Origin of the sequence: Kitasatospora sp. A2-31 (assembly GCF_022288725.1) — a bacterium.
Taxonomy (GTDB): Bacteria; Actinomycetota; Actinomycetes; order Streptomycetales; family Streptomycetaceae; genus Kitasatospora.
Map to the genome: position 1 here is coordinate 556714 of NZ_JAKNTA010000004.1, position 20656 is coordinate 577369.

Sequence of the window (20656 nt, forward strand, 5' to 3'; positions counted from 1 at the left end):
CGAGGCACCGCCGAACAGGGCGGGCCCCGGTCCCACCGTCGAGGAGCACCCCATGGCTGCCACCACCACCGCTTCGACCGCCACCGCGACCGCGAGCGCCGTGCTGAGCGTTCCCGCCGCCGACCCGGCCGTCGCCGCCGCCCACTACCTCGCCCGCCTCTCCTTCGAGGCCGACGTCTCCGACGTCCACGCCGACCTGGCGGCGGGCGTGCCCGGGGTTGTCGTGGTCGACTCCCGCAACGACGCCGCCTGGTCGCAGGGCCGGATCCCCGGCGCCCTGCACATCCCCACCGCACGGATCGCCGAGCTGGCGCCGCAGCTGATCGGCCGTGACACCACCGTGGTCACCTACTGCTGGGGTCCCGGCTGCAACGGTGCCACCCGCGCCGCGCTGGCCTTCGCCCGGCTCGGGTACGCGGTCAAGGAGATGATCGGCGGCTTCGAGTACTGGGCGCGCGAGGGCTTCGCCTACGACACCGACCACGGCACCGACCGGCGCCCGGTCGACGACCTGACCGCGCCGCGCTCGGGCGTCTCCTGCGCGTGCTGACACCCGCTGCGGCGCCCGGAGACCTGGGCGCGCGCGGAGACACAGCGGAGCTGTTTGATCGGCTTGGCGAAGAGCAAGACCACTGCGCTGCCAAGCTCACTGGCTATCGACTACGGGGCCGGGTGGTGGTTGGTCTGTCACAGCTTCCTCGGCGACACCGAGGTGTTGATGGCGAACGGCGAAAGGCGGGCGATCAGCGAGGTTGCCGTTGGTGACGAAGTCTTGGCGACCGATCCCCAGACGGGCCTGAATGAGTCAAGGCCGGTGACCGAAGTGATCGTGACACCAGCCGACCTGCAGTTCACAGACCTTGAGCTGTCCGCATTCGATATCACCGGAACCGGCGCCGACCAGACGGAGTTCCGAGACCACCACCTGGCATCATCCGTTCTGGAGTCTCACAGCCCAGCGATGGCTTGATGCGCAGGATTTGAGCGTAGGCTCGGAGCTCAGGCGCCCCGACGGAAGCGCCGCGCACGTGACCAAGGTGCGGAACTATTCCGACGGCAAGGTGACTTACAATTTCAGCGTGTCTGAGGTCAGCACGTACTATTGTCCGTTGGCGTGGTGGCGGTTCTTGCACACAATGCAGAGCCGCGATGCATGACCTCGGTCATATTGCAAGACACCCTGCTGACCGATGAAGCGCAGGCGGCAGGGAAGAACCAGAAGGTCCAGCGGGATCTCGACAGTTTGTTCAAGCAGTTGGCCGCAGATAACATGAACCCGGGTAAGGGGACCAAGGCTCTCACCGGAACGGACATCAGCTATGCGCGAGGGCAGAATGGTGGCCGCGTGTTCTTTCGGAACGTAGACGGCGGAATCGAAATCGTTGGTAAGTCGAGCAAGGGCAACGAGCCGAAGGTCATAGGAAGGCTGATGAAGCTCTATGGGAAGCGCTGATCCCCTGTACCGGGTGTCAAACCCCCGGTTCGACGCCCTCTTCATGCTGGGTGCGGACGACTCGGTGGAGACCGTGGACAACGTGGACGCCGAGTTGATCCATCCGGATGGCAGGAGGTGGAGCGCCACCTTCATGACGCTGGACGAGATCTCGCGCGTCATGGATCGGTGGCGTGAGACCGGAGAATGCTTCGAAGGACGGTACTTCCACTGCGATGACCTGGTGATCGTTCGCGACCCCGGGGTCCAGGTGATGGTCGAGGTGTTCGAGCGAATTCTCGACGAGGGCGATCCGGACGATATCCTCCAGCGAATCGAGTGACTCCGACAGGCGGTCGCGACTGAAGTGGGGCGTGTCTTCGAGAAGACCTTCTCGAAGACACGCCCCACTATTGCTTCCCGGCCGAGGCGGTGGCGTTGTCATTACGAAGTCGGCACGCCCGTTTCGCGGAAGTGGAGAAGCGGGGCTGGAGTACCGGCTGGCGCGGTGTGACGTCCGCCGGGTGGACCGCCCCATCCCCCGGGGGTGCAGCTACCTGCACCCCCCGTCGGGCAGCTGGACGCAATGGCCGGGAGCGGCCGGCGCGGAAGAGTCGACCCGGCCCCCGTTCCGAGTCAGTTCACTCTCAATTATGGTGACGGGTGGACGCAAACCTTCTGTCACAGCTTTCTTCCTGACGCCCAGGTGCTGATGGCGAATGGGACACGGAAGCCGATCTCCGATGTCAATCCGGGCGACGAGGTCCTGACAGTGGACGCGGGTTCGCAGGGCAACACGACGAAGACCGTTACCGGCGTCATCGCGACCGGGAGTGATGAGTCGTTCGTGACCGGGGAAGGGCGAGAAGTCCGAGTCGCTCGTGGTGACTGATGCGCGTCCCTTCTGGGTCGCGGGCGAGGACCGTTGGGTGGACGCCGCCCAACTCAAGTCTCCGGGCATGAAGTCCGCATCACTCAGGCCAGTCGACTTTGCGTCCCGTCAGCGCACTTACGACCTCGTTGTCGCTGACACACACGCATACTATGTAGCTGCATTCGAGATGCCCGTGCTAGTGCACAACTGCATGGCCCGGGTCGGGCGATGGATGGGGGAGGATGAGTATCAGAAGATGGTGAGTACGGGTAAGGTCCAAGCGGAGAACAGGGGGCTGGGAACGCATGTCGCCCAGCCGCCGGACGTCGAGGCGCCTACCGGAGGCAGGCGGCCCCCGGATCGATCTACGTCGAGTTCGACGTTCCATGCTCCTGTCTGAAGGTTGGGGGTAAGCCTGGCTGGAAGCTCATACCATTTTTGAGAACCTGAAGACTACGGATCGCTCCGAAAAGCCGTCCTGCGTCGTAAACATCGAGCACGCTGAGCGGGCGCTCCTCGCATCCGGGTGGGCCACCGGTGAGCTTCAGGTCTCGGTGATCGACTACGGCGTGGATCTGGAGCCGCGAGAGCAGTACCGGGTGATCTCCCTCATGCAGGAGGTGGAGCCGATGATGCGGCCCCTAGTCGACTGGATCTCCGGAGCGGCTGAACTCGACTGATGGTGGGGACGGGTCCTCGGATTGTCGAGGACCCGCCCCCACTCGCAATTCGGACGGGTGCGGCTGTGTCCGCCGCGATGGGTGTGGGCGGCGCCTCCCGGGGCCTGGCGTCCCGAGGGGCGCCGCGATTGCTGCCGATGCCTCGAGTAGTGCTTTGTTAGGGGGCTTGTCACATCGTGTGGTCGGTAGTTCTCTGATCGTGCCGGCGCAGGCCCGGTTGGTGGGGAGGGTCAGGCAGATTCTTCTCATGGGCGATGAGCTCCGATGCATCGTCACATCGTGCTGGCATGCCGAGGGTGCGTCCAGCGGCCACCGGACGGATCGAGCGCGAGGGGAGAGGGGGAAGGCGCGGCCGGCCCGCTGACCCGGGCCGGGCTCCGGTCGGGCTCCGCGTCGCCGCGACCTTGCCTCCGCAACATCGCGACCAGACCAATCCGCGGTGTCAACGAACTCGCGGACGAAGGGGGCTGGTGCCCCTGCTCGATGGGGCAACCCCGCAATGCTTCACCGGGTAGGGCGAGGGACGGCAGGAGAAGGCAGTGGCGCACGTGCGGGGCGGGCCGTGGTCCGCAACGGCCATCCCGAGTGAGTACGGCTACTCAGGTGCCGCTGTGCCGGGCCGGGTGAGAATGTCGGACATGATCCCCTGGCCGGTGGACGTCCTGCTCGGCGTGCTGCTGCTCGTCCTGGAGACCGGGGCGGCCCTGAGGTGTGTGCTCAACATCGCCTTCGACCAGTGGCAGCGGTCGAAGGGCGGGCGGCCCGGTTCGAAGGAACGGGGGCCCGCGCTCGTCGTCGTGCCCGTCGTACTGCCGCCCGCGCTTGGTGCAGGTCTGTGGTGGGTGGGGCTGCCGGTCTCGGCCGGCATCCAGTTCGCCGTGCCCGGCGTGCTCGTCCTGCTGCTTGCGGTCCTCGCGGTGACGGGTACCGCCAAGAAGCGTCGCGACAAGCGGGACCGGGAGGCAGCGGCAGCCGAGCGTGACCGCGGGTTGGACATTCCGCCACCCGGCAGCATCGTCGTCCCCTTTCGCTGGGACCCGGAGGCGCAGCGCTACACGGCATCCCTCGAAGGCTTCCCGTTCGGGCCGCCGCTCCGTCCCGGCGGCTTCGACGGCGATCGCCCCGACGAGGGATCAGCCCTCCCACCCGATCAGTAGCCCCGTGCGCCCGGACCGGTCGGTAGGCCAGCTCTCGACGCCGTGGCACGTCACTGCCGACCCCGCCCCCCTTGATGCCCCCGGCGATCCCCGCCACGATGATGGTCACCCATCCGGCGGGTGGCCGTACTCAAGCAGGGTCCGGGCCGTTCCAACCTCCACATGGAGGGCCTGATGCACGAGTTGACCGTCTCCTGCGGCGCGGAGTTCGTCGAGCGCCTGGAGTCGCTGCCCGGGCTGCCGAAGGCCAGCGGGATCACCCGGCTGCTACACCCGGAGGCGGGCGAGCTGCGCCTCGCGTACGAGACGCTGGACCTGCCCACCGACGACGACCAGCGCCTCCTCGTCCACCTCCCGGCCGACGAGGCCACCGCGGCCGCGCTCGACCGCCTCACCGGCCTCCGCCCCGGCGCCCTCCGCGCGGTCTGACACCCCCGGAGGTGCCGGGCCCCCGCGGGCGTGGGCGGTCCGGACCGCTTGGGCGTGCGGTTGCGCGGGCGTGAGTCGTGTACGAATATTCACGGCAGTGCGCACCGCGCGTGACGGCCGGTCACCCGGACGTCCCCGCCGGCGTCGCGGCCGCCGGACAGGTGCGTGAGCATGTGGTCATCGCCCGCCACCCGGGGCCCGGCTCGACCCGGGACCCCGCCCGGGCAGTCCGATGCCGGCGTCCGTGGTCCGCGCGGGCGCCGACCGGGCCGTCACCCGAACGCGGCGGCGTTCGCGCGCAGGCGGCCCTTCCACCGAGCCGGAGCGACCCGCGATGACCGATGCCCCTGGCGTCACCGATGCGACCGACGCCACCGATGCCACCGACTTCCTCGACCTCACCCGCCTCCTGACCGCCGAACCCGCCCCCGACCCGGCGATCGGTGAGGCCTATCGACAGCGCCTCGCCTCGGCCTTCCCCCACGATCTTCCCCGGCTGCTCGACGCCCACCGCAAGGCCGTCACGCAGCCCGACCCGGCCGCCGCACTGCAGTCCGCGCTGGACGCCGACAGCGGGCTGGCCAGGGTGGCCCGGGAGACGATCGCGATCTGGTTCACCGCGGAGTTCACCCGGCCCGACGGTGCCATCGATCCGCCCGGCAGTGCCGAGCAGTACCAGTCCGGCCTGATCTGGCAGGTGATCCGGGCCCATCCCATCTCCCACGCGCCCGAGCTGCCGCCCCCGCTCGGCGGCTACGGCTACTGGGCCCGGCACCCGTGAGTTCCCGGTCCGCGCCGGGTGGCCGGCCCCGGCACCGGCCCCTGCCCGGCGCCGTGCCCGGCCCGGGCGGCCGCCCGGAGCGCCGGCCCGCGCCACGTGGTTCGAACACCTCCGACTCGAACACCTCCGAACCTCCGACCCGAGGACACGCCCATGGACAGCCCGTACGACGTCGTGATCATCGGCGCGGGGGTGGCCGGCGCGCTCTGCGCCTGCGAGCTCAAGAAGGCCAGACCCGACGCCCGCATCCTCCTCCTGGAAGCCGGCGCCAACGGCGTCGACCTCACCGAGCGGGCCGAGTACGTCGAGGCCTACCAGGTCTCCGCCACGCAGCCGACGACCTCCCCCTTCGCCGGCCTGCCCAACAACAAGGACCGCTGGGCGCCCTCCTCCGACGGCACCGGCGATCCGTTCACCATGAACAACTACTACGTCGAGACCGGCCCGGACCTCTTCAAGAGCGGCTTCCAGCGCATGGTAGGCGGCAGCACCTGGGCCTGGCGCGGCAACTGCCCCCGCTTCCTGGCACCGGACTTCGCGCTCAAGTCGACCTACAAGGTCGGTGCGGACTGGCCGCTGGACTACGACGAGCTGGAGCCCTTCTACGCCCGGGCCGAGACGGAGCTGGGCGTCTCCGGCAACCGCGCCGAGTGGGACGGCCTCACCCGCCGCTCCACCGACTTCCCGATGCCCGGCATCGTGCCCAGCTACGGTGACGAGGTGGTGCGGCGCGCCCTGGCCGCGATCCCGGCCATCGACGGCACGCCGGTGACCCTGATCACGAACCCGCAGGCCCGCAACTCCGAGGTGTACCAGGCACGGCCCGCCTGCCGGGGCAACTCCAGCTGCGTCCCGATCTGCCCCTCGGGCGCCAAGTACGACGCCGGGGTGCACGTCAGGCAGGCCCGGAAGCTCGGAGTGGAGTTCCGCACCGGCAGCGTGGCCGTCAAACTGCTGGCCCCCCAGGACGGCGGGCCCGCCACCGTGGTCTTCCGGGACTGGACCACGGCCGACCGGGCGGAGGAGCGGGTGGACGGCCGGCAGGTGGTGCTGGCGCTCGGCGCGGTCGAGACGGCCAAGCTCTGGCTGCTCTCCGAACTGAGGGACGACAGCGACCAGGTCGGCCGCAACCTGATGGACCACCCCACCGAGGAGGTCGTCGGCCTCCTGGGCGAACCGGTCTTCCCGTTCCGCGGCCCGCAGACCACGCTCAGCATCGAGACCTTCCGCGACGGCGCGTTCCGCAAGGCCACCGGCGGCTTCAGGATGACCGTCGGCAACGACGGCTGGGGGCGCACCGAGTCGCCGGCAGCGGCCCTGGACAAGCTGATGTGGAACGCGGACGCGCAGCGGATCAGGACCTTCGGACAGCCGCTGCGCGACGCGCTGGAGCACAAGGTCACCCGGATGCTGCGCTTCAGCTACTCCACCGAGCAACTGCCCGACCGGGACAACCGGGTGACGCTCTCGGCCGAGAAGGACGCCCTCGGGGTGCCCCGGCCCAAGATCGCCTACCGGATCGACGAGTACTCCAAGCGCTCCCTCGCCTACGCCCACAGCGTGGCCCGCCGGATCTGGCAGTACCTGGAGGACACCGCCGGCGCCGACCAGGTCGACCCCAAACAGCCCACCCTCGGCTTCAAGGGCTCCGGCCACACGATGGGCACCATGCGGATGGGCAAGGACCCGAACCGGTCCGTGGTCGACCCGAACGGCCGCGCCCACGGGTACGCGAACGTCTGGGTGATCGGCGCCTCCGTCTTCCCCACCGGCGGAACGGCCAACCCGACCGTCACCGTCGCCGCCCTCACGATCAGGACCGCCGAGAAGCTCGCGGCGGCGCTGTAGGAACCGACGCCGGCCGCCGCCCTCAGCGGGGCGGCGCGACCAGCCCCAGCTCGTACGCGGTGATCACGAGCTGCACCCGGTCCCGCGCGCCCAGTTTGGTGAACAGGCGGGACACGTGTGACTTGGCGGTGGCCACCGAGATGACCAGGTCCTGCGCGATCTCGGCGTTCGAGCGGCCGCGCCCGACCAGCGTGAGCACCTCCCGCTCCCGCTCGGTGATGCCCTCGACCGGCTGCGGCGGGGCCGCGGGGAGGCGCGTGGCCGCCGGCTGCCGGACGAAGTCCGCGATCAGCCGGCGCGTCACCCCCGGCGCGATCAGCGCATCGCCCGCGGCGACCACCCGGACGGCCGCGAGGATGTCGTCCAGCGCCATGTCCTTGACCACGAACCCGCTCGCGCCCGCCCGCAGGGCGCCGTGGACGTGGTCGTCCTCGTCGAAGGTGGTGAGGACGAGGACGCGGGTCGTCCGGCCCTCGGCCGTGATCCGGCGGGTGGCCTCGATCCCGTCCATGCCGGGCATCCGGATGTCCATCACCACGACGTCCGGGGCGAGTTCGGCGGCCAGCCGGACCGCCTCGGCGCCGGTCGCGGCCTCTCCGACGACCTCCAGGTCGGGGTGGTCGGCCATCAGCACGCGCAGGCCGGATCTGACCAGCGGCTGGTCGTCGGCCAGCACGACGCGGACGGGCGTCACCGGGCCGCCTCCGCCGCCGTGGCCTTCGTCGGAGCCGTGGCCGGCACCGCGACGGGTTCGGGCAGCGGAAGCCGCGCCAGCACCCGGAAGCCGCCCTCGGGGCGCGGCCCGACGCTGAGCCGGCCGTGCAGCAGGGCGACCCGTTCGCGCATGCCGACCAGGCCGAAGCCCTGGTCCGGGTTCCGCCCGGGCGCGCGCCGCACGCCGCGTCCGTCGTCGACGACCTCCACGGACAGCTCCTCGTCCCCGTATCCGACGACCACCCGACAGCGGTCGACAGCCGCGTGGCGGACCACGTTGGTCAGCGCCTCCTGCACGATACGGTAGGCCGACAGATCGAGTTCGGGCGGCAGCTGCCGCTGCTCACCGCTTCGCCGGACCTCGACGCGCACACCCGCGTCCGCGGTCGCCGCCGCCAGCCGGTCGAGGTCGGCGAGGCCCGGTGCAGGTGCGGGCGGCTCCCTCCGCGGGTTCGATGCGGCCGAGCCCCGGTCGGCCGCGGCCGGACCGCTCCGACGGAGCGACACGAGCGTGCGCCGCAGGCCCGCCAGCGTCTCCCGGCTGGTGGCCTCGATCGCCGCCAGCGCCTCCCGGGCCGCGGCCGGCTGGGTGTCGATGACCCGCCTCCCCATGCCGGCCTGGATGGCGACGATGCCGATGCTGTGCGCCACCATGTCGTGCAACTCCCGCGCGATCCGGAGGCGTTCGGCCGTGATCGCCTCGGCCACCTCCTGCGACCGCAGGGCCGCCGCGTGATCACGGCGCTCGCGGCTCAGCAGGCCGGCTGCAGCGGCTGCGACGAGCGCGAGCAGCGCGATCACCACGTTGACGGTCAGGTTGTCCCCGTGCGCGAACGCGGCGACGACGAGGAGCTGGACGGTGAACGACCCCGCGCCGGCGACGACGGCCGCCCGGCGGGCGCAGGTGGCGACGACGAAGCCGAGGACGGCGTCCGCCGCCAGATAGGAGAGGAACTGACCCTGGTATCCCACCGCCGGCCGGTCAGGGGCGGCGCCGGAGGTGGACAGCACCACGGCGGTGGCCCCGACCAGCGTGAGGGCCAGTACCGGCAGCGGCTGCCGTCGTACCATCCCGATCAGCAGGGTCGCGGCCAGCAGCGAGCCGACGGCCGGCACCGTCGCGGGCGCTCGTGTCGAGCCCCCGATCAGGAGGAGGACCACGAGGAGGTAGAGCACGCCGCCCGCCCAGGCCGCGGCGGCGTGGCCGGTCAGCGGGGATGCGGCCCTGTGGCCGGAAGGTCGCGGGGGCTCGGCGGTCCGTGCGGCGTCGTCCATGCGGCGAGACTAGCCAGCCGTCATGCGCGCGGCATCGGCCCGGGGATGTAAGCCTGCGGGCGAATGCGGACGGCTCGGGTGCCGCCCCCGGTCCGATGCCCGCGGAGGAGCCCCGGCGGCAGAGTCGTCGGCGTGATCGAAGTCAACGAACTCACCAAGCGATACGGCGACAGGACGGCCGTGGACCGGCTCTCCTTCTCCGTGCGGCCGGGCCGGGTCACCGGATTCCTCGGCCCCAACGGCGCGGGCAAGACCACCACCCTGCGGATGCTCCTCGGCCTGGACGCGCCGACCGGCGGGGCGGCCACGGTCGGCGGCGTGCCGTTTCGCCGTCACCCGCGCGGGCTCCGGCACGCCGGCGCCCTCCTCGATGCCCACCAGGTGCATGGCGGCCGCAGCGCGGCAGCCCACCTGGCGGCGCTGGCGCGCAGCAACGGCATCCCGCTGCGCCGGGTGGAGGCGGTGCTGGGGGAGGTGGGCCTGGCGGACGCGGCGGGCCGCCGGGTCGGCGGGTTCTCGCTCGGGATGAAGCAGCGGCTCGGGATCGCCACCGCGCTGCTCGGGGATCCGCCGGTGCTGATGTTCGACGAGCCGGTCAACGGCATGGATCCGGAGGGCGTGTTGTGGGTGCGCCGGCTGTTCCGGCGGCTGGCCGAGGAGGGGCGGACGGTGTTCCTCTCCAGCCACCTGATGTCGGAGATGGAGAACACCGCTGACGATCTCGTCGTCATCGGCCGAGGTCGATTGATCGCCGCCGAGCCGGTCCGGGACTTCGCGGCCCGCAGCGTGCGGCGCTGCGTCGTGGTGGGCACGCCGCGGGCGGCCGAGCTGTCGACGGTGCTGATCGGCGCGGGTGCGTCGGTCGAGCCGGTGGACGGCTCGGTGGGCGGGGAGCGGATCACCGTGACGGGCCTGCCCGCGGACCGGATCGGTGTGCTGGCCTGCGGGCACGGGATCCCGCTGACCGAACTGACCACCCGCACGGCGTCGTTGGAGGAGGCCTTCATGGAACTCACCGCGGACAGCGTCGAACACCAGGCGGGAGAGCGCCGATGACCACTCGCACTGCTGTGCCACCGGCCCGCTTCGGAGACCTGCTCGCCGCCGAGTGGATCAAGCTGCGGTCCCTGCGCTCCACGGCCTGGACGCTCGCGCTGACCACGGTGTTCGTGGTCGGGTCGGCGGCCGTGGCGGCGCTGGCCGACGTCCGGAACCTTGCCCGCGGGGGTTCGGGTCGGGCGTGGCCCGAGGGCTTCCTGCCCTTTGATGCCTACCCGCCGGCAGGCTACCTGACGTTGATGTTGGTGGCGGGGAGCGCGGGGGCGTTGACCGTGGTGAGCGAGTACGGCACCGGTTCGATCCGGACGACGACTGTGGCGGTGCCGGCGCGGGGGGCCGTGGTGCTGGCGAAGGGGGTCGTGACGGGGGTGGTGTGGACGGTGGCGGGGGCGGTCATCTCGACCGGGTCGTTCCTGGTCTCGCAGGCCGTCCTCGACGGGGAGGGGGTGGGTGTGTCGATCACGCACCCGGGGGTGGCGCGGGCGCTGGTCGCGTCGGCGTCGCTGGCCCCGGTGTGCGGGGTGGTCGGCGTGGGGCTGGGGGTGCTGATCCGGCACGGCGCGATGACGATGGTGAGTAGCGCGTTCCTGTTGCTGATGCTGCCGATGTTGTTCTCGACGAGCTCGCGCTGGTCCGCGGACGTGAACCACGTGACTCTGTTCGCGGCGTGGAAGCGCCTGGTCCAGAACTGGGGCGACTCGCCGGACAATTTGGAGTACACGGCCACAGTGCCCGGCGCGGTGGCAGTGATGGTTCTCTGGCCGCTGGTGGCGGTCGTACTGGCGGTGCTCGCGGTACGGCGCCGCGACGTGTGAGCCGGCGGGAGTGGGAAGTCGGTGGATCCGACTTCCCACTCCGAGTCAGACGGCCCCGAACTCGCCACCACACACAGCATCGACGAACGACTGCCAGGACCTGGCAGGGAAGACCAGGACTGGGCCGCTTGGGTCCTTTGAGTCACGGACCGGTAGGACACCATCGAAGCAGTCGGCGACCTCGATGCACTGCCCTGCGTCGCCGCTGTAGCTACTCTTGCGCCAAGTCGAGCCGCCAAGGCTCATGTTGATAGATCCTTCCGTGCAGCACGGATCATGTCCAAGGACACGGCCCGCATTGGGGCTTCAACCTGGAGCCGATCGTATCGCCTGCGCCAAATGGCAACTGTGGTTCGGTCTCGCTCCAGGAAGCCACGATTCGGAATCTCCGAATAGCCGAGCTGGCTCTCATCCGGCATGGTCAGCAGAGTGACGGCCGTTTGAAACGGGCGGGTGGCCAGCGAGAACGGAACCACCTGCACCAGGACGTTTGGACGGGTAGCCAGGTCTGCGAGGTACTGGAGCTGGTCTCTCATCACGGATGTGCCACCAAGCGACCAGCGAATGACGCTCTCGGCCAATGCTGCGTACAGCAGTGGTGGGTGCGAGCGGTGCAGCAGCTGTTGACGGGCTAGCCGGAAGTTCAGCCGTTCGTCGGCTTGGTCAGGCGTGATCTCGCCGCGCAGAACCGCCTCGGACAGTTCGGCTTGTGCGTATGCGCGAGTCTGAAGTAGCCCAGGAATGAGGGTGATCTCGAAGAGCCGCAGTTCCTTGGCTTTGGCTTCGAGGCCGGCGAACTCGGTGAACCCCTCGGCAAGGCCTGCCGAGTTCGACGCTTGCTGCCACATGAGGGCAAGGGTTCCGTGGGTGGCCAGCGCCTGGTCCGCCGAGCGTGCGAACCTCAGCGAAACCTGCTTCGAGCCAAGTTCCGCGAAGGAGACGGTCGAGTAGTGGAAGCCTATGAGCTTGGCCAGCTGAGATTGAGTGAGACCAGCGGCCTCGCGTGACCTGCGGAGCTGCACGCCGAAGGGCGCCCATCGACCGGATGCGGGATCAAGTTCCTTACGGTTCACCACTGGTGCTCCAACTTGGGCCTCAGGGAAGTCAAGACCAATTCCACGTCCGAGGGTAGCCCTCGCCGGGGCAGGATGGGTACAGAACGTGAAACCCCGACTTCGGAGGGTGTCCATGACGCCGCCTGCTCGCATCCAGCCACCGCCCGGACTCCACGGGTACGGCGTGCGCTGGGACCGCACTGCCCGGCTCTACAGGGTGCGGAACGAGGTCACGGGGGAATGGCTCTGCGGTCCCTCCGGTGAACTCCTCGGCTTCTCCGCCCTCACCGCCGCCACCTCGGCCTGGCGGACCTTCGAATGCCGCCGCAGGAGCGTCTGATGACCTCCGTCCTCACCCGCGTCACCGAGGAGCAGCGCCGCGAAGCCGCGTACGCGCTCGAAGACCTCGTCGCCGTCCTCGCCCTCGCCGGGGCCGACCTCCCGAACGCCGAGATCGACTGGCGCCACGGCCGGATGACCGGCTCCTACCTGATCGACCTCGGCTGCGCCACGCCCGAGCGCGTCACCCGCATCACGGACCTCCTCCGCAAGGGCCTGCGCAGCGAGCAGCAGGCATGAGCTCCATCCTCACCTCCGAGCTCGCCGGGCGCCTGCTCTGGTGGTTGCTCTTCGCCACCTCGCTCCTCGCCGGCCGTCGCCGCCTCCCCACCGGAACCTCCACCCCCAGCACCGAAAAGGACCACGACCGTGCGCACCGTCCGTGACCCCCGGCTCCTCGCCAAGCCGCCCGTCTGCCGGCTCGGCTGCCTCGCGCTCCTGCGCGACCAGGCCGGTCACGTCCTCCTCGTCGACCCCGACTTCCTCGACGGCCTGATCCTCCCCGGCGGCGCGGCCGCCACCAACGAGCCCCCGCACCTCGCCGCCTCCCGCCACCTCCAGGCCCAGACCGGCATCGTCCGCCGGATGACGCACCTGCTCGCCGTCGACTTCTCGCCCGCGGACCGGTACCTCGAACGCCTCAACCTCGTCTTCGACGCGGGCGTCGTCACCGGTCCGGCCGCGCGACGACTCGCCGTGCCGCCGCAGCACCACAGCAACCTCCTCGGTGCGCGCTTCGCCGATCCCGCCCACCTCGGCGCCCTCATGAGTCCGGCCCAGAACGCCCGCGTCCAGCAGGCCCTCGCCAACCTCGGCCGTTCCCTTCCGCTCCTCACCCACGGCCAGCGGTCCGCCTGACCTTTCGTCAGGCGCTGCGCGATCGCCTGGTCCGCGGGCATCGGCCGGGCGTTCGGCAGTCGCCTGTGCATTCGCGGTTGCCCACCCGTTGGAGTGGGCCGGCGGCGGGTGGTCTGTACCCGCACCGGTTGCTTGGTTTGAATCGACCCACTTCGTCGGGGAGGTGGTACCGCCCGCGGTACCGCCCCCGACCTCAGCCCTCACCACTGAAGCGGAGTCGGACGTGACCCCTGTGCACGATGGCGTCTACGCGATCGCCAAGCCCGATGAGCAGTTGCTCACCCTCCAGGCGGCCAAGGAGTTCGTGGTCCTGCTGCCCCCGACCGGCGAGGTCGGGGAGCAGGACTGGGAGGTGAGCGGCGTCGCCAACGGCAACGTCGTCATCAAGAACCTCCGGCACGGCAGTTACATCGGCCTGGACGGCCCGGTGGAGGTGAACCAGCAGGTCCGCGGCACCCCTGAGCCCTTCGAGTGGGCGCTGCGGCAGGCGGCCGAGCGGTTCACGTTCCACATCGTCGTCCCGGGCGGCCCGGTCGAGGGCCGCGAACTGGCGCTGGACCTCAGCGTGCTGGACATCTTCCCGCAGCGGACCGCGCTGCGCCCGCTGGAGGAGCGCGACCAGGCGCAGGCCTGGCTGTTCCAGTTCCGTGAGTAGCACCCGTTCCCCTCGGTAGCGGGTGCGGGGCGCCGGGGCCTTCCCGGCGCCCCGCGTCGTGGTCGCGGGGGCCGGTGGAATGATCGACTCGCTGGAGACGCACTCCCCGGGAAGGAATCATGCACTTCACCCTGGTCGCCGCCCTCCCCTCCACCGCGCCGAGCGACATCGACGCCGCGCTCGCCGAGGCGCTCGCCCCGTTCGACATCGAGCGGGAGGTGGCGCAGTACCCGGCCTACGAGCCGGCCGCCCCGAGCGGCAGCACCTGGGTCGAGACCGCCCGGCGCCGCGGTGAGCTGCCGGACCGCGACGACCTGACGTGGGCGCAGGTCGCCGAGACCATCAACCGCGTCCGGGGCTACGAGCCGGGCGACGACAACCACCTGTACGTCGACGGCGAGGGCCGCGCCTTCTTCCTCAGCACCTTCAACCGCAACGGGAAGTGGGACGGCTACCGGATCGGGGGTCCGCGGTCGGCCCACTTCCTGCACCGTCCGGACGCGGCCGGCGACCCTCGTCTGATCACGGTGCAGTACGAGGACGCCCCCGGGGCCGGCGCGGCCGCCGCGCTGCGCTGCGACGGCGGGCCGCGAGCCCTGCTCGACTTCGAGGCGCTGCGCGAGGACGGGGGGCGCGAGGCGGGCGAACGCCACGACCGGTGGACGGCCCTCGCCGGCGGGCTGCCCGGGGCCCGGCCCTGGGCCGACTTCCTCGCCCGGCACCGTGCCGACGGGACCGGCTACCCGCTCGACCTCGCGCGGGAGGACTACAGGGCCCAGACGAGGTGTCGGGCGGCCCTGGGCAGCGAGGAGTTCGGGCACTGGCCGGGCGAGTTCGCCACGAGCCGTGAGCGGTACGCGGCGCAGGCCCGCGACGCGGCCGTGCCGGGCGGTGCGCTGCTGCTGCCCGACGGCACGTGGCTGGAGCCGGGGGCGGGGGTGGACCGCGCCGCCTACCTGCGGGCCGCGAACGAGTGCCTGGACGGCCTCGACGGCGACACCGTCCTGGTCGCGGTGCACTGCCACCGCTGATGCGGGTGTGAGTGGTCGGGGTGCGGACGTGCCGCTGTGCGGCGGCCGAGGCCTCGCGACCGCGACGGCCGTTTCGAAAGCGCGGAGGAAACCCCTTGCCAAATGGTCAAGAAGTGTTGACCATTGGAGTCATGCCTAGCGATGATCTTCCCGGGACGTCGTTCCACGTCACCACCGACGAGCAGTTGCGCGCCGTCTCCAACCTCACGCGTCACCGGATCATGGCCGTGCTCCGCTTCGAGCCCGCGACGATCACGCAGATCGCCGAGCGCGTGGGCCTTGCCAAGGGGAGCTCCAGCTACCACGTGCGGCTGCTCGAACGGGCCGGCCTGGTGAAGGTGGTGCGAACCCGGAAGGTCCGGGGGGTCACCGAGCGGTACTACGCGATGTCCGCGCGGTCGATCGTGCTGCCGGACCGGGGCACGGGAGAGCCGGATGTGCTGATGCGGCACGCGGTGGCCGACCTGGAGGCGGCGCCGGTGGACGGCGAGCGGCACGTGCGGATGGCGCATCTGCGGCTCACCGACGAGCAGTTCGCGGAGCTGGGGGCGCGGCTCCAGGCGCTGGCGGACGAGTACCGGGAGCTGTCCGATCCGTCGCTGCCGGACGCGTCGCTCGTCTTCGCACTGTTCCACCCGGCATGGCGCGAGCAGGGCGAAGGGGGTGCCGAGTGACCTCGGACGTCCGGACGCTTCCGACCGGGTTCGGTCGACTGTGGACCGCGCAGACGGTGTCCTCGCTCGGTGACGGGGTGACTCATGCGGCGCTGCCACTGCTCGCGCTGGTGTTGACGCGGGATCCGATGGCGCTCGCCGTCGTCACGGCCGCCGGAACGCTGCCGTGGCTGCTCTTCGGGGTCCTCGGCGGCGCGCTGGTGGACCGCTGGGACCGTCGGCGCACGATGTGGATCGCGGATGCGGCGCGTGCGGTGCTGCTCGCGGTACCGGCGGCGGCCGCCGCGCTCGACGTGCTGAGCATTCCCCTGCTCGCGGCCGTCGCCTTCCTGCTCGGCCTCGGCGGACTGTTCTTCGACACGGCCGCGACGGCCTATCTGCCGGACCTGCTCGGCCGTGACCCCGCGCTCCTTGAGCGCGCCAACTCCCGCCTTCGCGGGGCCCAGACCGCCGCGTCCGGCTTCGCGGGGCCGCCCGCGGGCAGTGCGCTGCTCGCGCTCGGGCGGTCGGTCCCCCTGCTCGCCGACGCGGTGTCGTTCGCGCTCTCCGCGCTGCTCGTGCGGTCACTGCCCGCCGTTCCCCGGCCCGTGCCGCAGGCCCGTGAGTCGCTCCTGCGCCAGGCGCGGGCCGGTGCCTCGTACGTGTTCCGGGACCGCTTGCTGCTCGGGCTCGCGCTGCGTCCGGCGGTCGGGAACATCGCCTTCTGTGCCGTGGAGACGGTCCTCGCCCTGTTCGCGCACGACCGGCTCGGCACCGGCACCCTCGGCTTCGGCCTGCTCCTCACGGCGGAGGCGACCGGCGGGCTGCTCGGCGCGGGCATCGCCTCGTTCCTCGGCCGACGACTCGGCACCGGCGCCGCGCTCACCTGCACGGCCGCAGTCGAGGGGCTGGCCGTCCTGGGCCTCGCCGTCGCTCCGGATCCCTACGCCGCCGGCCTCGCGCTCGCCGTCTGCGGTGCGGCCATGGGCGCCACGATGGTGCTCGGCCCCTCCCTCCGGCAGGCGGTCGTCCCCGCGCACCTGATGGGCCGGGTCGCCTCCACCTCCCGCATGCTCGGCATGTGCGCCGCCCCGTTCGGCGCCTTCCTCGGCGGCTGGCTGGCCACCGCCTACGACGTACGGGCCCCGCTCCACGCCGCCGCCGGCCTCCTCCTCGTCATGACCGCCGTCACGGCGACCATGACCGGCAACCGCCGGGTCGAGGCGGCGCTGCGTGCCGCGACGCAGGCCGGTGATCCCGCTCGCCCGGAATCCCGGGAGCCCGTCCAGCTGGGTGCCGTCTAGGGCCCCGCGCAGGCGGCGCGCCTCCGACGGAGAGGTCGGCGGTGGCCGCGCCGATCCGCCGCGTCAGGGCGCGCAGCGCCGTGCCGATGGTGGCCGTCGGCGTGCCGTCGCCGCCCCGGATGCCGAGGGAGGCGGCCACCGCGGCGGTGAGTCCGGGCGGCACCCTGATCCAGACCGGGAGGACGGGCAGGGCGGCCAGGGGGGAGCCCCGGCGCCGGAAGAGCAGTACACAGGTGGCGGCGCCGACGAGCGCCGCCGCCACCGTGAGCCCGTGCCGGACACCGTCGACCCCCGGACATCGCCCCTCCCCGTGCCGGACGGTACCCCCGTACCCTTCCGGCTACCCCAGTGCTCCCGGGCGGGAAGCCGTTCCCGGCGGTCCTCGTGCCGGCACCGCCGCCGCGCCGGAGCTCAGCCGCCGGCCGTGCCGACCCTGCTGCCGGCCGCCGGGAGTCCGTACTCCACCCCGGTCAGGAGCTCCGAGAGGTCCCAGAGGCGGCGCCCGGTGTCGGCATCGGTGGCGGCGGGCGCGAGCGTCACCCGGGTCGGGGCGCCGCGCAGTTCGCCCGGGCCGTCGGGGCCGATGAACTCGCCGCTCCGCACGCCCGGATGGGTGGCCGCGTAGAGCTGCGGCAGCGCACCCCGGTCCGGGCTCTGGGCGAGCGGCCGGGCCAGGACGCCGAACAGCAGCCGGTGGAGCCGGGTGGGCGCACCGGTCACGATGTCGGTGGCGCTGTAGCCGGGGTGGGCGAGCAGGCTGCGGACCGGGCTGCCGGCCTCGGTGAGCCGCAGGTGCAGCTGCCGGCCGAAGACGGCGTTGGCGAGCTTGGACTGGTTGTAGAAGGCCATCGGCCGGTAGCCGCGGCTGCCGTCGAGATCGTCGAAGCGGATCCGCCCGCGCCGGTGGTTGATCGAGGTCACCGTGACGACGCGCGGATCGCGCCCCGCGGCGAGCAGGTCGAGCAGGAGGCCGGTGAGCGCGAAGTGGCCGAGGTGGTGGGCGGCGAACTGGAGTTCGTGCCCCTGGGCGCTGAGGGTGTGCGGCGGGGCCATGACGCCGGCGTTGTTGACCAGGACGTCCAGCCGGGGGTGGTCGGCGTGCACGCCGCGGGCGAACGCGCGGACGGAGTCGAGGTCGGCGAGGTCGAGCCGGCGTACCTCCAGCCGGGCGTCCGGCCGTTCGGCGGCGAGCTCCCGGGCGGCTCGGCGGCCCTTCTGCTCGTCGCGCACGGCGAGGACGACCGTGGCGCCGCGGCGGGTCAGCGCGCGCGTGGTGGCCAGGCCGAGGCCGCTGCTGGCCCCGGTGACAACGAAGACCCGCCCGGTCTGGTCCGGGATGTGTTCGGCGCTCCACTCCTGATGCTCAGTCATGAGTCACATGCTGACCGGGATGGCACTTGGTGTCAACCTGCCTCCGAGTGTCGCTCAGGGCATCGCGCTACCATGGCGCGGTGAGCCAGGTGACCTCCCGCCCCGAACCGACCATGACCATGGCCGAGCGCAAGCGCCGGCTCGTCGCCGACGAGTTGGCCGCGGCGGCCCTGCAACTGCTGGCGCAGAAGGGGTTCGACACCGTCACCATCGACGAGATCGCGGCGGCCGCCGGCGTCTCCAAGCGGACCTTCTTCCGGTACTTCGCCTCCAAGGAGGACGTCGTCGTCCAGGTGCTGGCCGACCTCGGCCCCGTGATGCGTACGGAGCTGGCGGCCCGCCCGGCCGGGGAGCGGCCCTCGCTCGCGCTGCGGAACGCCGTCTGGATCTCCGTCGCGGCCTGCGCGGACGGTGCGGAGCGCGGCGGGGCGTCCGAACGCGCCCTGCGGGTGGTGCAGTTGATCCTCGGGACGCCCGCGCTGCTGGCCCGCTTCCTGGAGCGGCAGGCGCAGTGGCGCGACGAACTGGCCGCGGAGCTGGCGCACCGCCTCGGGCTCGACGCGGCCACCGCGATGTACCCGCCGCTCGCGGCGGCGATGGCGCTGTCCGCCTTCGACGCGGTGCTGCGCCGGTGGAGCAGGAGCGACGGGGCCGAGGACCCGGCCGCCCTGCTGGAGCAGGCCTTCGCCGTGCTCGCCCCGGCGCTGGACACGGTGGCCGGCCCGGCTGCCTGACGCACCGGACGCACCGGTGCCGGGCGGGCGCGGCGCCGCCCGCCGGTGCGCCGGGCCCGCCTCGCGGCAGGGGCCGAAGGCGGGCTCGGGTCGACGGGCCGTGGTCGAAGGCGGGGGTCGGATGGCGCGGTGGCGGAGGGATCGCGAGGGTACCGGTGCGGCGCGGACGATCAGGTGAGGTCGGCGTCCGCGATCCACGAGCCGTGGATCATCGCCGGCACGCGGCGCGGCAGGTGGACGGTGGCGACCGGCGGGACGGACAGGTCGGAGGCGTCCAGGACCAGGAGCTTCGAGGCGTTCAGGTTGAGGTCGCTGACGACGGTGAGCAGGTAGCCGGCGTCCTCGTCGGTGGCGCGCGCGGCCGGGACGAACACGGCCTCGCTGGGCAACTGCCCGGTGCCGAACGGCAGCAGCTGCCGCGTGCCGGTGCGCCGGTCGTACTTGACCAGGGTGTGGTTGCCGACGCCGCGGTCGTCCGGGAAGGAGAGCGCGTACTGGTAGCGGTGCTCGCGGCCGGTGAAGGCGTCGTTGATGGTCGGGAACTCGACGGTCAGGTCGTCGGTCTGCTCCTCCCGGACGGTGCCGGCGGCCAGGTCGAGCGTCCACCGGCGGCTGCGCGAGCCGGAGTTGGGCTCGGCGCCGCGGCCCGGCGCGCCGACCCACCAGTTCCAGGAGCGCCGCCAGCCGTCCCGCCCGACACTCGGGCCCTCGACCACGATCCGGCCGGCGCCGTCCTCGTAGGCGTTGGCCAGGTGCATGGCGTAGCCGGGCAGGAGCGGGAACCAGCGGACCTTCGCCGCGCCGTCGGCGCCGCGCGGCATGACGCCGATCCGTGCGGCCTGCGCGTCGTCCCAGGCGTAGGGGATGCCCGAGTGCTCGGACGGGTCGAAGGTGACCGAGCCCTCCAGGAAGACCACGTGGTTCTCGGTGATGGCGAAGTCGTGCTTCAGCGCGGCGCTCGCGCCGGGGACCTCCTGGCTGGTGAGCACGGTGCCGTCGGGGGAGGAGACGTGGTGGATCAGGTAGGGCGGGAACGGGGACGAGGCGAAGAAGTGCAGTTCGCCGGTGGCCGGGTCCTCCTTGGGGTGGGCGGTCATGGCCGAGGTGAGGCGGCCGTTCCAGTCGAAGGCGCCGACGGTCTCCAGCTCGGGGGTGAGCTCGAACGGCAGGTTCGCCTCGCAGAGGGCGAGCAGGCGGCCGCCGTGCTCGATGACGTGGGTGCCGGCGGTGGAGGCGGTGAGGTCGGGGCCGTGCTCGGTCAGGTAGGGGGCGCCGTCGAGGGCGGGGGTGTGCACCCAGCGGTTGCGGTACCACTCGGCGCGACCCTCGCGGAGCCGGATGCCGTGCACCATGCCGCTGCCCTTGAACCAGTGGGTGGGGGTGACGCCGGGCTTGGGGTTGTGGCTGTTGCGGACCAGCCGGCCGGTCAGCTCGGGCGGCAGGGTGCCCTCGACGGTGAGTCCGGTGGCGGTGAGCTCGTCGGCGACCGGGGTGTAGTGGCCGGTCAGGTAGGGCTTGGTGGTGGCGGTCATGGCGCAGTCCTCGGTTTCGGCCGGTGATCTCGGGGTGGTGGTGCGCAGGGGATCCCCGGG

At 71.8% G+C, this 20656-nt stretch carries 27 protein-coding genes; 21 read left to right on the forward strand and 6 right to left on the reverse strand.

Annotation, left to right across the window (positions count from 1 at the left end; genetic code table 11):
- Positions 1-52: 52 nt before the first annotated feature.
- The 10 genes from MCM47_RS14485 to MCM47_RS14520 all read left to right on the forward strand — a co-directional run bounded on the left by MCM47_RS14485 (position 53) and on the right by MCM47_RS14520 (position 7201).
- The gene (locus MCM47_RS14485) at positions 53-550 is read left to right on the forward strand and encodes a rhodanese-like domain-containing protein (RefSeq protein WP_238861985.1); all 498 of its coding nucleotides are present in this window, start codon (positions 53-55) and stop codon (positions 548-550) included.
- 63 nt (positions 551-613) lie between these two features.
- Positions 614-970, forward strand: coding sequence for a Hint domain-containing protein (locus MCM47_RS14490; protein WP_238861986.1), 357 nt, complete (start codon positions 614-616; stop codon positions 968-970).
- Positions 971-1153: 183 nt separating this feature from the next.
- A complete protein-coding gene (locus MCM47_RS14495) occupies positions 1154-1453 on the forward strand; it encodes a hypothetical protein (protein WP_238861987.1) in 300 nt (99 codons plus the stop codon).
- Positions 1440-1775, forward strand: a complete 336-nt coding sequence (locus tag MCM47_RS14500; RefSeq protein WP_238861988.1) for a hypothetical protein — start codon at positions 1440-1442, stop codon at positions 1773-1775. Before MCM47_RS14495 ends, MCM47_RS14500 begins: the two co-directional genes overlap by 14 nt.
- A 616-nt stretch (positions 1776-2391) precedes the next feature.
- Positions 2392-2706, forward strand: coding sequence for a hypothetical protein (locus MCM47_RS44005; protein ID WP_374209130.1), 315 nt, complete (start codon positions 2392-2394; stop codon positions 2704-2706).
- A gap of 154 nt (positions 2707-2860) precedes the next feature.
- Positions 2861-2986, forward strand: a complete 126-nt coding sequence (locus MCM47_RS41720) for a hypothetical protein (RefSeq protein ID WP_255752169.1) — start codon at positions 2861-2863, stop codon at positions 2984-2986.
- Positions 2987-3624: 638 nt separating this feature from the next.
- Positions 3625-4143 (forward strand): hypothetical protein, encoded by a 519-nt coding sequence (locus MCM47_RS14505; RefSeq protein WP_238861989.1) that lies wholly within the window; start codon positions 3625-3627, stop codon positions 4141-4143.
- Between the two features lie 120 nt (positions 4144-4263).
- Positions 4264-4572 carry a hypothetical protein gene (locus tag MCM47_RS14510; protein WP_374209127.1) on the forward strand — a complete coding sequence of 103 codons (309 nt, stop codon included), beginning with the start codon at positions 4264-4266 and terminating at the stop codon, positions 4570-4572.
- Between the two features lie 334 nt (positions 4573-4906).
- On the forward strand, positions 4907-5353 hold the full coding sequence (locus tag MCM47_RS14515; protein WP_238861991.1) for a sorbitol dehydrogenase family protein: 447 nt from the start codon (positions 4907-4909) through the stop codon (positions 5351-5353).
- Between the two features lie 153 nt (positions 5354-5506).
- On the forward strand, positions 5507-7201 hold the full coding sequence (locus MCM47_RS14520; RefSeq protein ID WP_238861992.1) for a GMC family oxidoreductase: 1695 nt from the start codon (positions 5507-5509) through the stop codon (positions 7199-7201).
- Positions 7202-7223: 22 nt separating this feature from the next.
- Here the strand turns inward: MCM47_RS14520 and MCM47_RS14525 are convergent, their stop codons facing one another.
- Together MCM47_RS14525 and MCM47_RS14530 are read right to left on the reverse strand one after the other, a co-directional pair.
- Positions 7224-7895, reverse strand: coding sequence for a response regulator transcription factor (locus MCM47_RS14525; protein WP_238861993.1), 672 nt, complete (start codon positions 7893-7895; stop codon positions 7224-7226).
- Complete coding sequence (locus tag MCM47_RS14530) at positions 7892-9190, reverse strand: sensor histidine kinase (protein ID WP_238861994.1); 1299 nt, start codon at positions 9188-9190, stop codon at positions 7892-7894. Before MCM47_RS14530 ends, MCM47_RS14525 begins: the two co-directional genes overlap by 4 nt.
- A 132-nt stretch (positions 9191-9322) precedes the next feature.
- On the opposite strand from MCM47_RS14530, the gene MCM47_RS14535 reads away from it, so the two are divergent.
- Positions 9323-10246: an ATP-binding cassette domain-containing protein gene (locus MCM47_RS14535; RefSeq protein WP_238861995.1), complete on the forward strand. Its 924-nt coding sequence runs from the start codon at positions 9323-9325 to the stop codon at positions 10244-10246.
- The gene (locus MCM47_RS14540; protein WP_238861996.1) at positions 10243-11064 is read left to right on the forward strand and encodes an ABC transporter permease; all 822 of its coding nucleotides are present in this window, start codon (positions 10243-10245) and stop codon (positions 11062-11064) included. Before MCM47_RS14535 ends, MCM47_RS14540 begins: the two co-directional genes overlap by 4 nt.
- 45 nt (positions 11065-11109) lie before the next feature.
- Here the strand turns inward: MCM47_RS14540 and MCM47_RS14545 are convergent, their stop codons facing one another.
- Positions 11110-11310 (reverse strand): DUF397 domain-containing protein, encoded by a 201-nt coding sequence (locus MCM47_RS14545; RefSeq protein ID WP_238861997.1) that lies wholly within the window; start codon positions 11308-11310, stop codon positions 11110-11112.
- Entirely contained in the window at positions 11307-12137 is an 831-nt protein-coding gene (locus MCM47_RS14550) for a helix-turn-helix transcriptional regulator (RefSeq protein WP_238861998.1), read from the reverse strand. The genes MCM47_RS14545 and MCM47_RS14550 overlap by 4 nt, the downstream gene beginning before the upstream one ends.
- Positions 12138-12252: 115 nt before the next feature.
- Here MCM47_RS14550 and MCM47_RS14555 point away from each other — a divergent pair, with 115 nt between their 5' ends.
- From MCM47_RS14555 to MCM47_RS14590, 8 genes are all read left to right on the forward strand, one after another.
- On the forward strand, positions 12253-12459 hold the full coding sequence (locus MCM47_RS14555; protein ID WP_238861999.1) for a hypothetical protein: 207 nt from the start codon (positions 12253-12255) through the stop codon (positions 12457-12459).
- Positions 12459-12698, forward strand: coding sequence for a hypothetical protein (locus MCM47_RS14560; protein ID WP_238862000.1), 240 nt, complete (start codon positions 12459-12461; stop codon positions 12696-12698). The genes MCM47_RS14555 and MCM47_RS14560 overlap by 1 nt, the downstream gene beginning before the upstream one ends.
- Positions 12695-12844, forward strand: a complete 150-nt coding sequence (locus MCM47_RS14565) for a hypothetical protein (RefSeq protein WP_238862001.1) — start codon at positions 12695-12697, stop codon at positions 12842-12844. The genes MCM47_RS14560 and MCM47_RS14565 overlap by 4 nt, the downstream gene beginning before the upstream one ends.
- Positions 12828-13316 (forward strand): NUDIX domain-containing protein, encoded by a 489-nt coding sequence (locus tag MCM47_RS14570; RefSeq protein ID WP_238862002.1) that lies wholly within the window; start codon positions 12828-12830, stop codon positions 13314-13316. The genes MCM47_RS14565 and MCM47_RS14570 overlap by 17 nt, the downstream gene beginning before the upstream one ends.
- A 223-nt stretch (positions 13317-13539) precedes the next feature.
- On the forward strand, positions 13540-13971 hold the full coding sequence (locus MCM47_RS14575; protein ID WP_238862003.1) for a hypothetical protein: 432 nt from the start codon (positions 13540-13542) through the stop codon (positions 13969-13971).
- 119 nt (positions 13972-14090) lie between these two features.
- Positions 14091-15002 carry a hypothetical protein gene (locus MCM47_RS14580; protein WP_238862004.1) on the forward strand — a complete coding sequence of 304 codons (912 nt, stop codon included), beginning with the start codon at positions 14091-14093 and terminating at the stop codon, positions 15000-15002.
- Positions 15003-15133: 131 nt separating this feature from the next.
- Positions 15134-15676, forward strand: a complete 543-nt coding sequence (locus MCM47_RS14585) for a transcriptional regulator (RefSeq protein WP_238862005.1) — start codon at positions 15134-15136, stop codon at positions 15674-15676.
- Entirely contained in the window at positions 15673-16959 is a 1287-nt protein-coding gene (locus MCM47_RS14590; RefSeq protein ID WP_238862006.1) for an MFS transporter, read from the forward strand. Before MCM47_RS14585 ends, MCM47_RS14590 begins: the two co-directional genes overlap by 4 nt.
- Before the next feature lie 411 nt (positions 16960-17370).
- On the opposite strand, the gene MCM47_RS14595 is transcribed toward MCM47_RS14590, so the two are convergent.
- Entirely contained in the window at positions 17371-18330 is a 960-nt protein-coding gene (locus MCM47_RS14595) for an oxidoreductase (RefSeq protein ID WP_238862007.1), read from the reverse strand.
- A gap of 113 nt (positions 18331-18443) precedes the next feature.
- On the opposite strand from MCM47_RS14595, the gene MCM47_RS14600 reads away from it, so the two are divergent.
- The gene (locus MCM47_RS14600; protein ID WP_238862144.1) at positions 18444-19064 is read left to right on the forward strand and encodes a TetR family transcriptional regulator; all 621 of its coding nucleotides are present in this window, start codon (positions 18444-18446) and stop codon (positions 19062-19064) included.
- A gap of 170 nt (positions 19065-19234) precedes the next feature.
- Here MCM47_RS14600 and MCM47_RS14605 read toward each other — a convergent pair whose 3' ends face one another.
- Entirely contained in the window at positions 19235-20596 is a 1362-nt protein-coding gene (locus MCM47_RS14605; protein WP_238862008.1) for a carotenoid oxygenase family protein, read from the reverse strand.
- Positions 20597-20656: the final 60 nt, after the last annotated feature.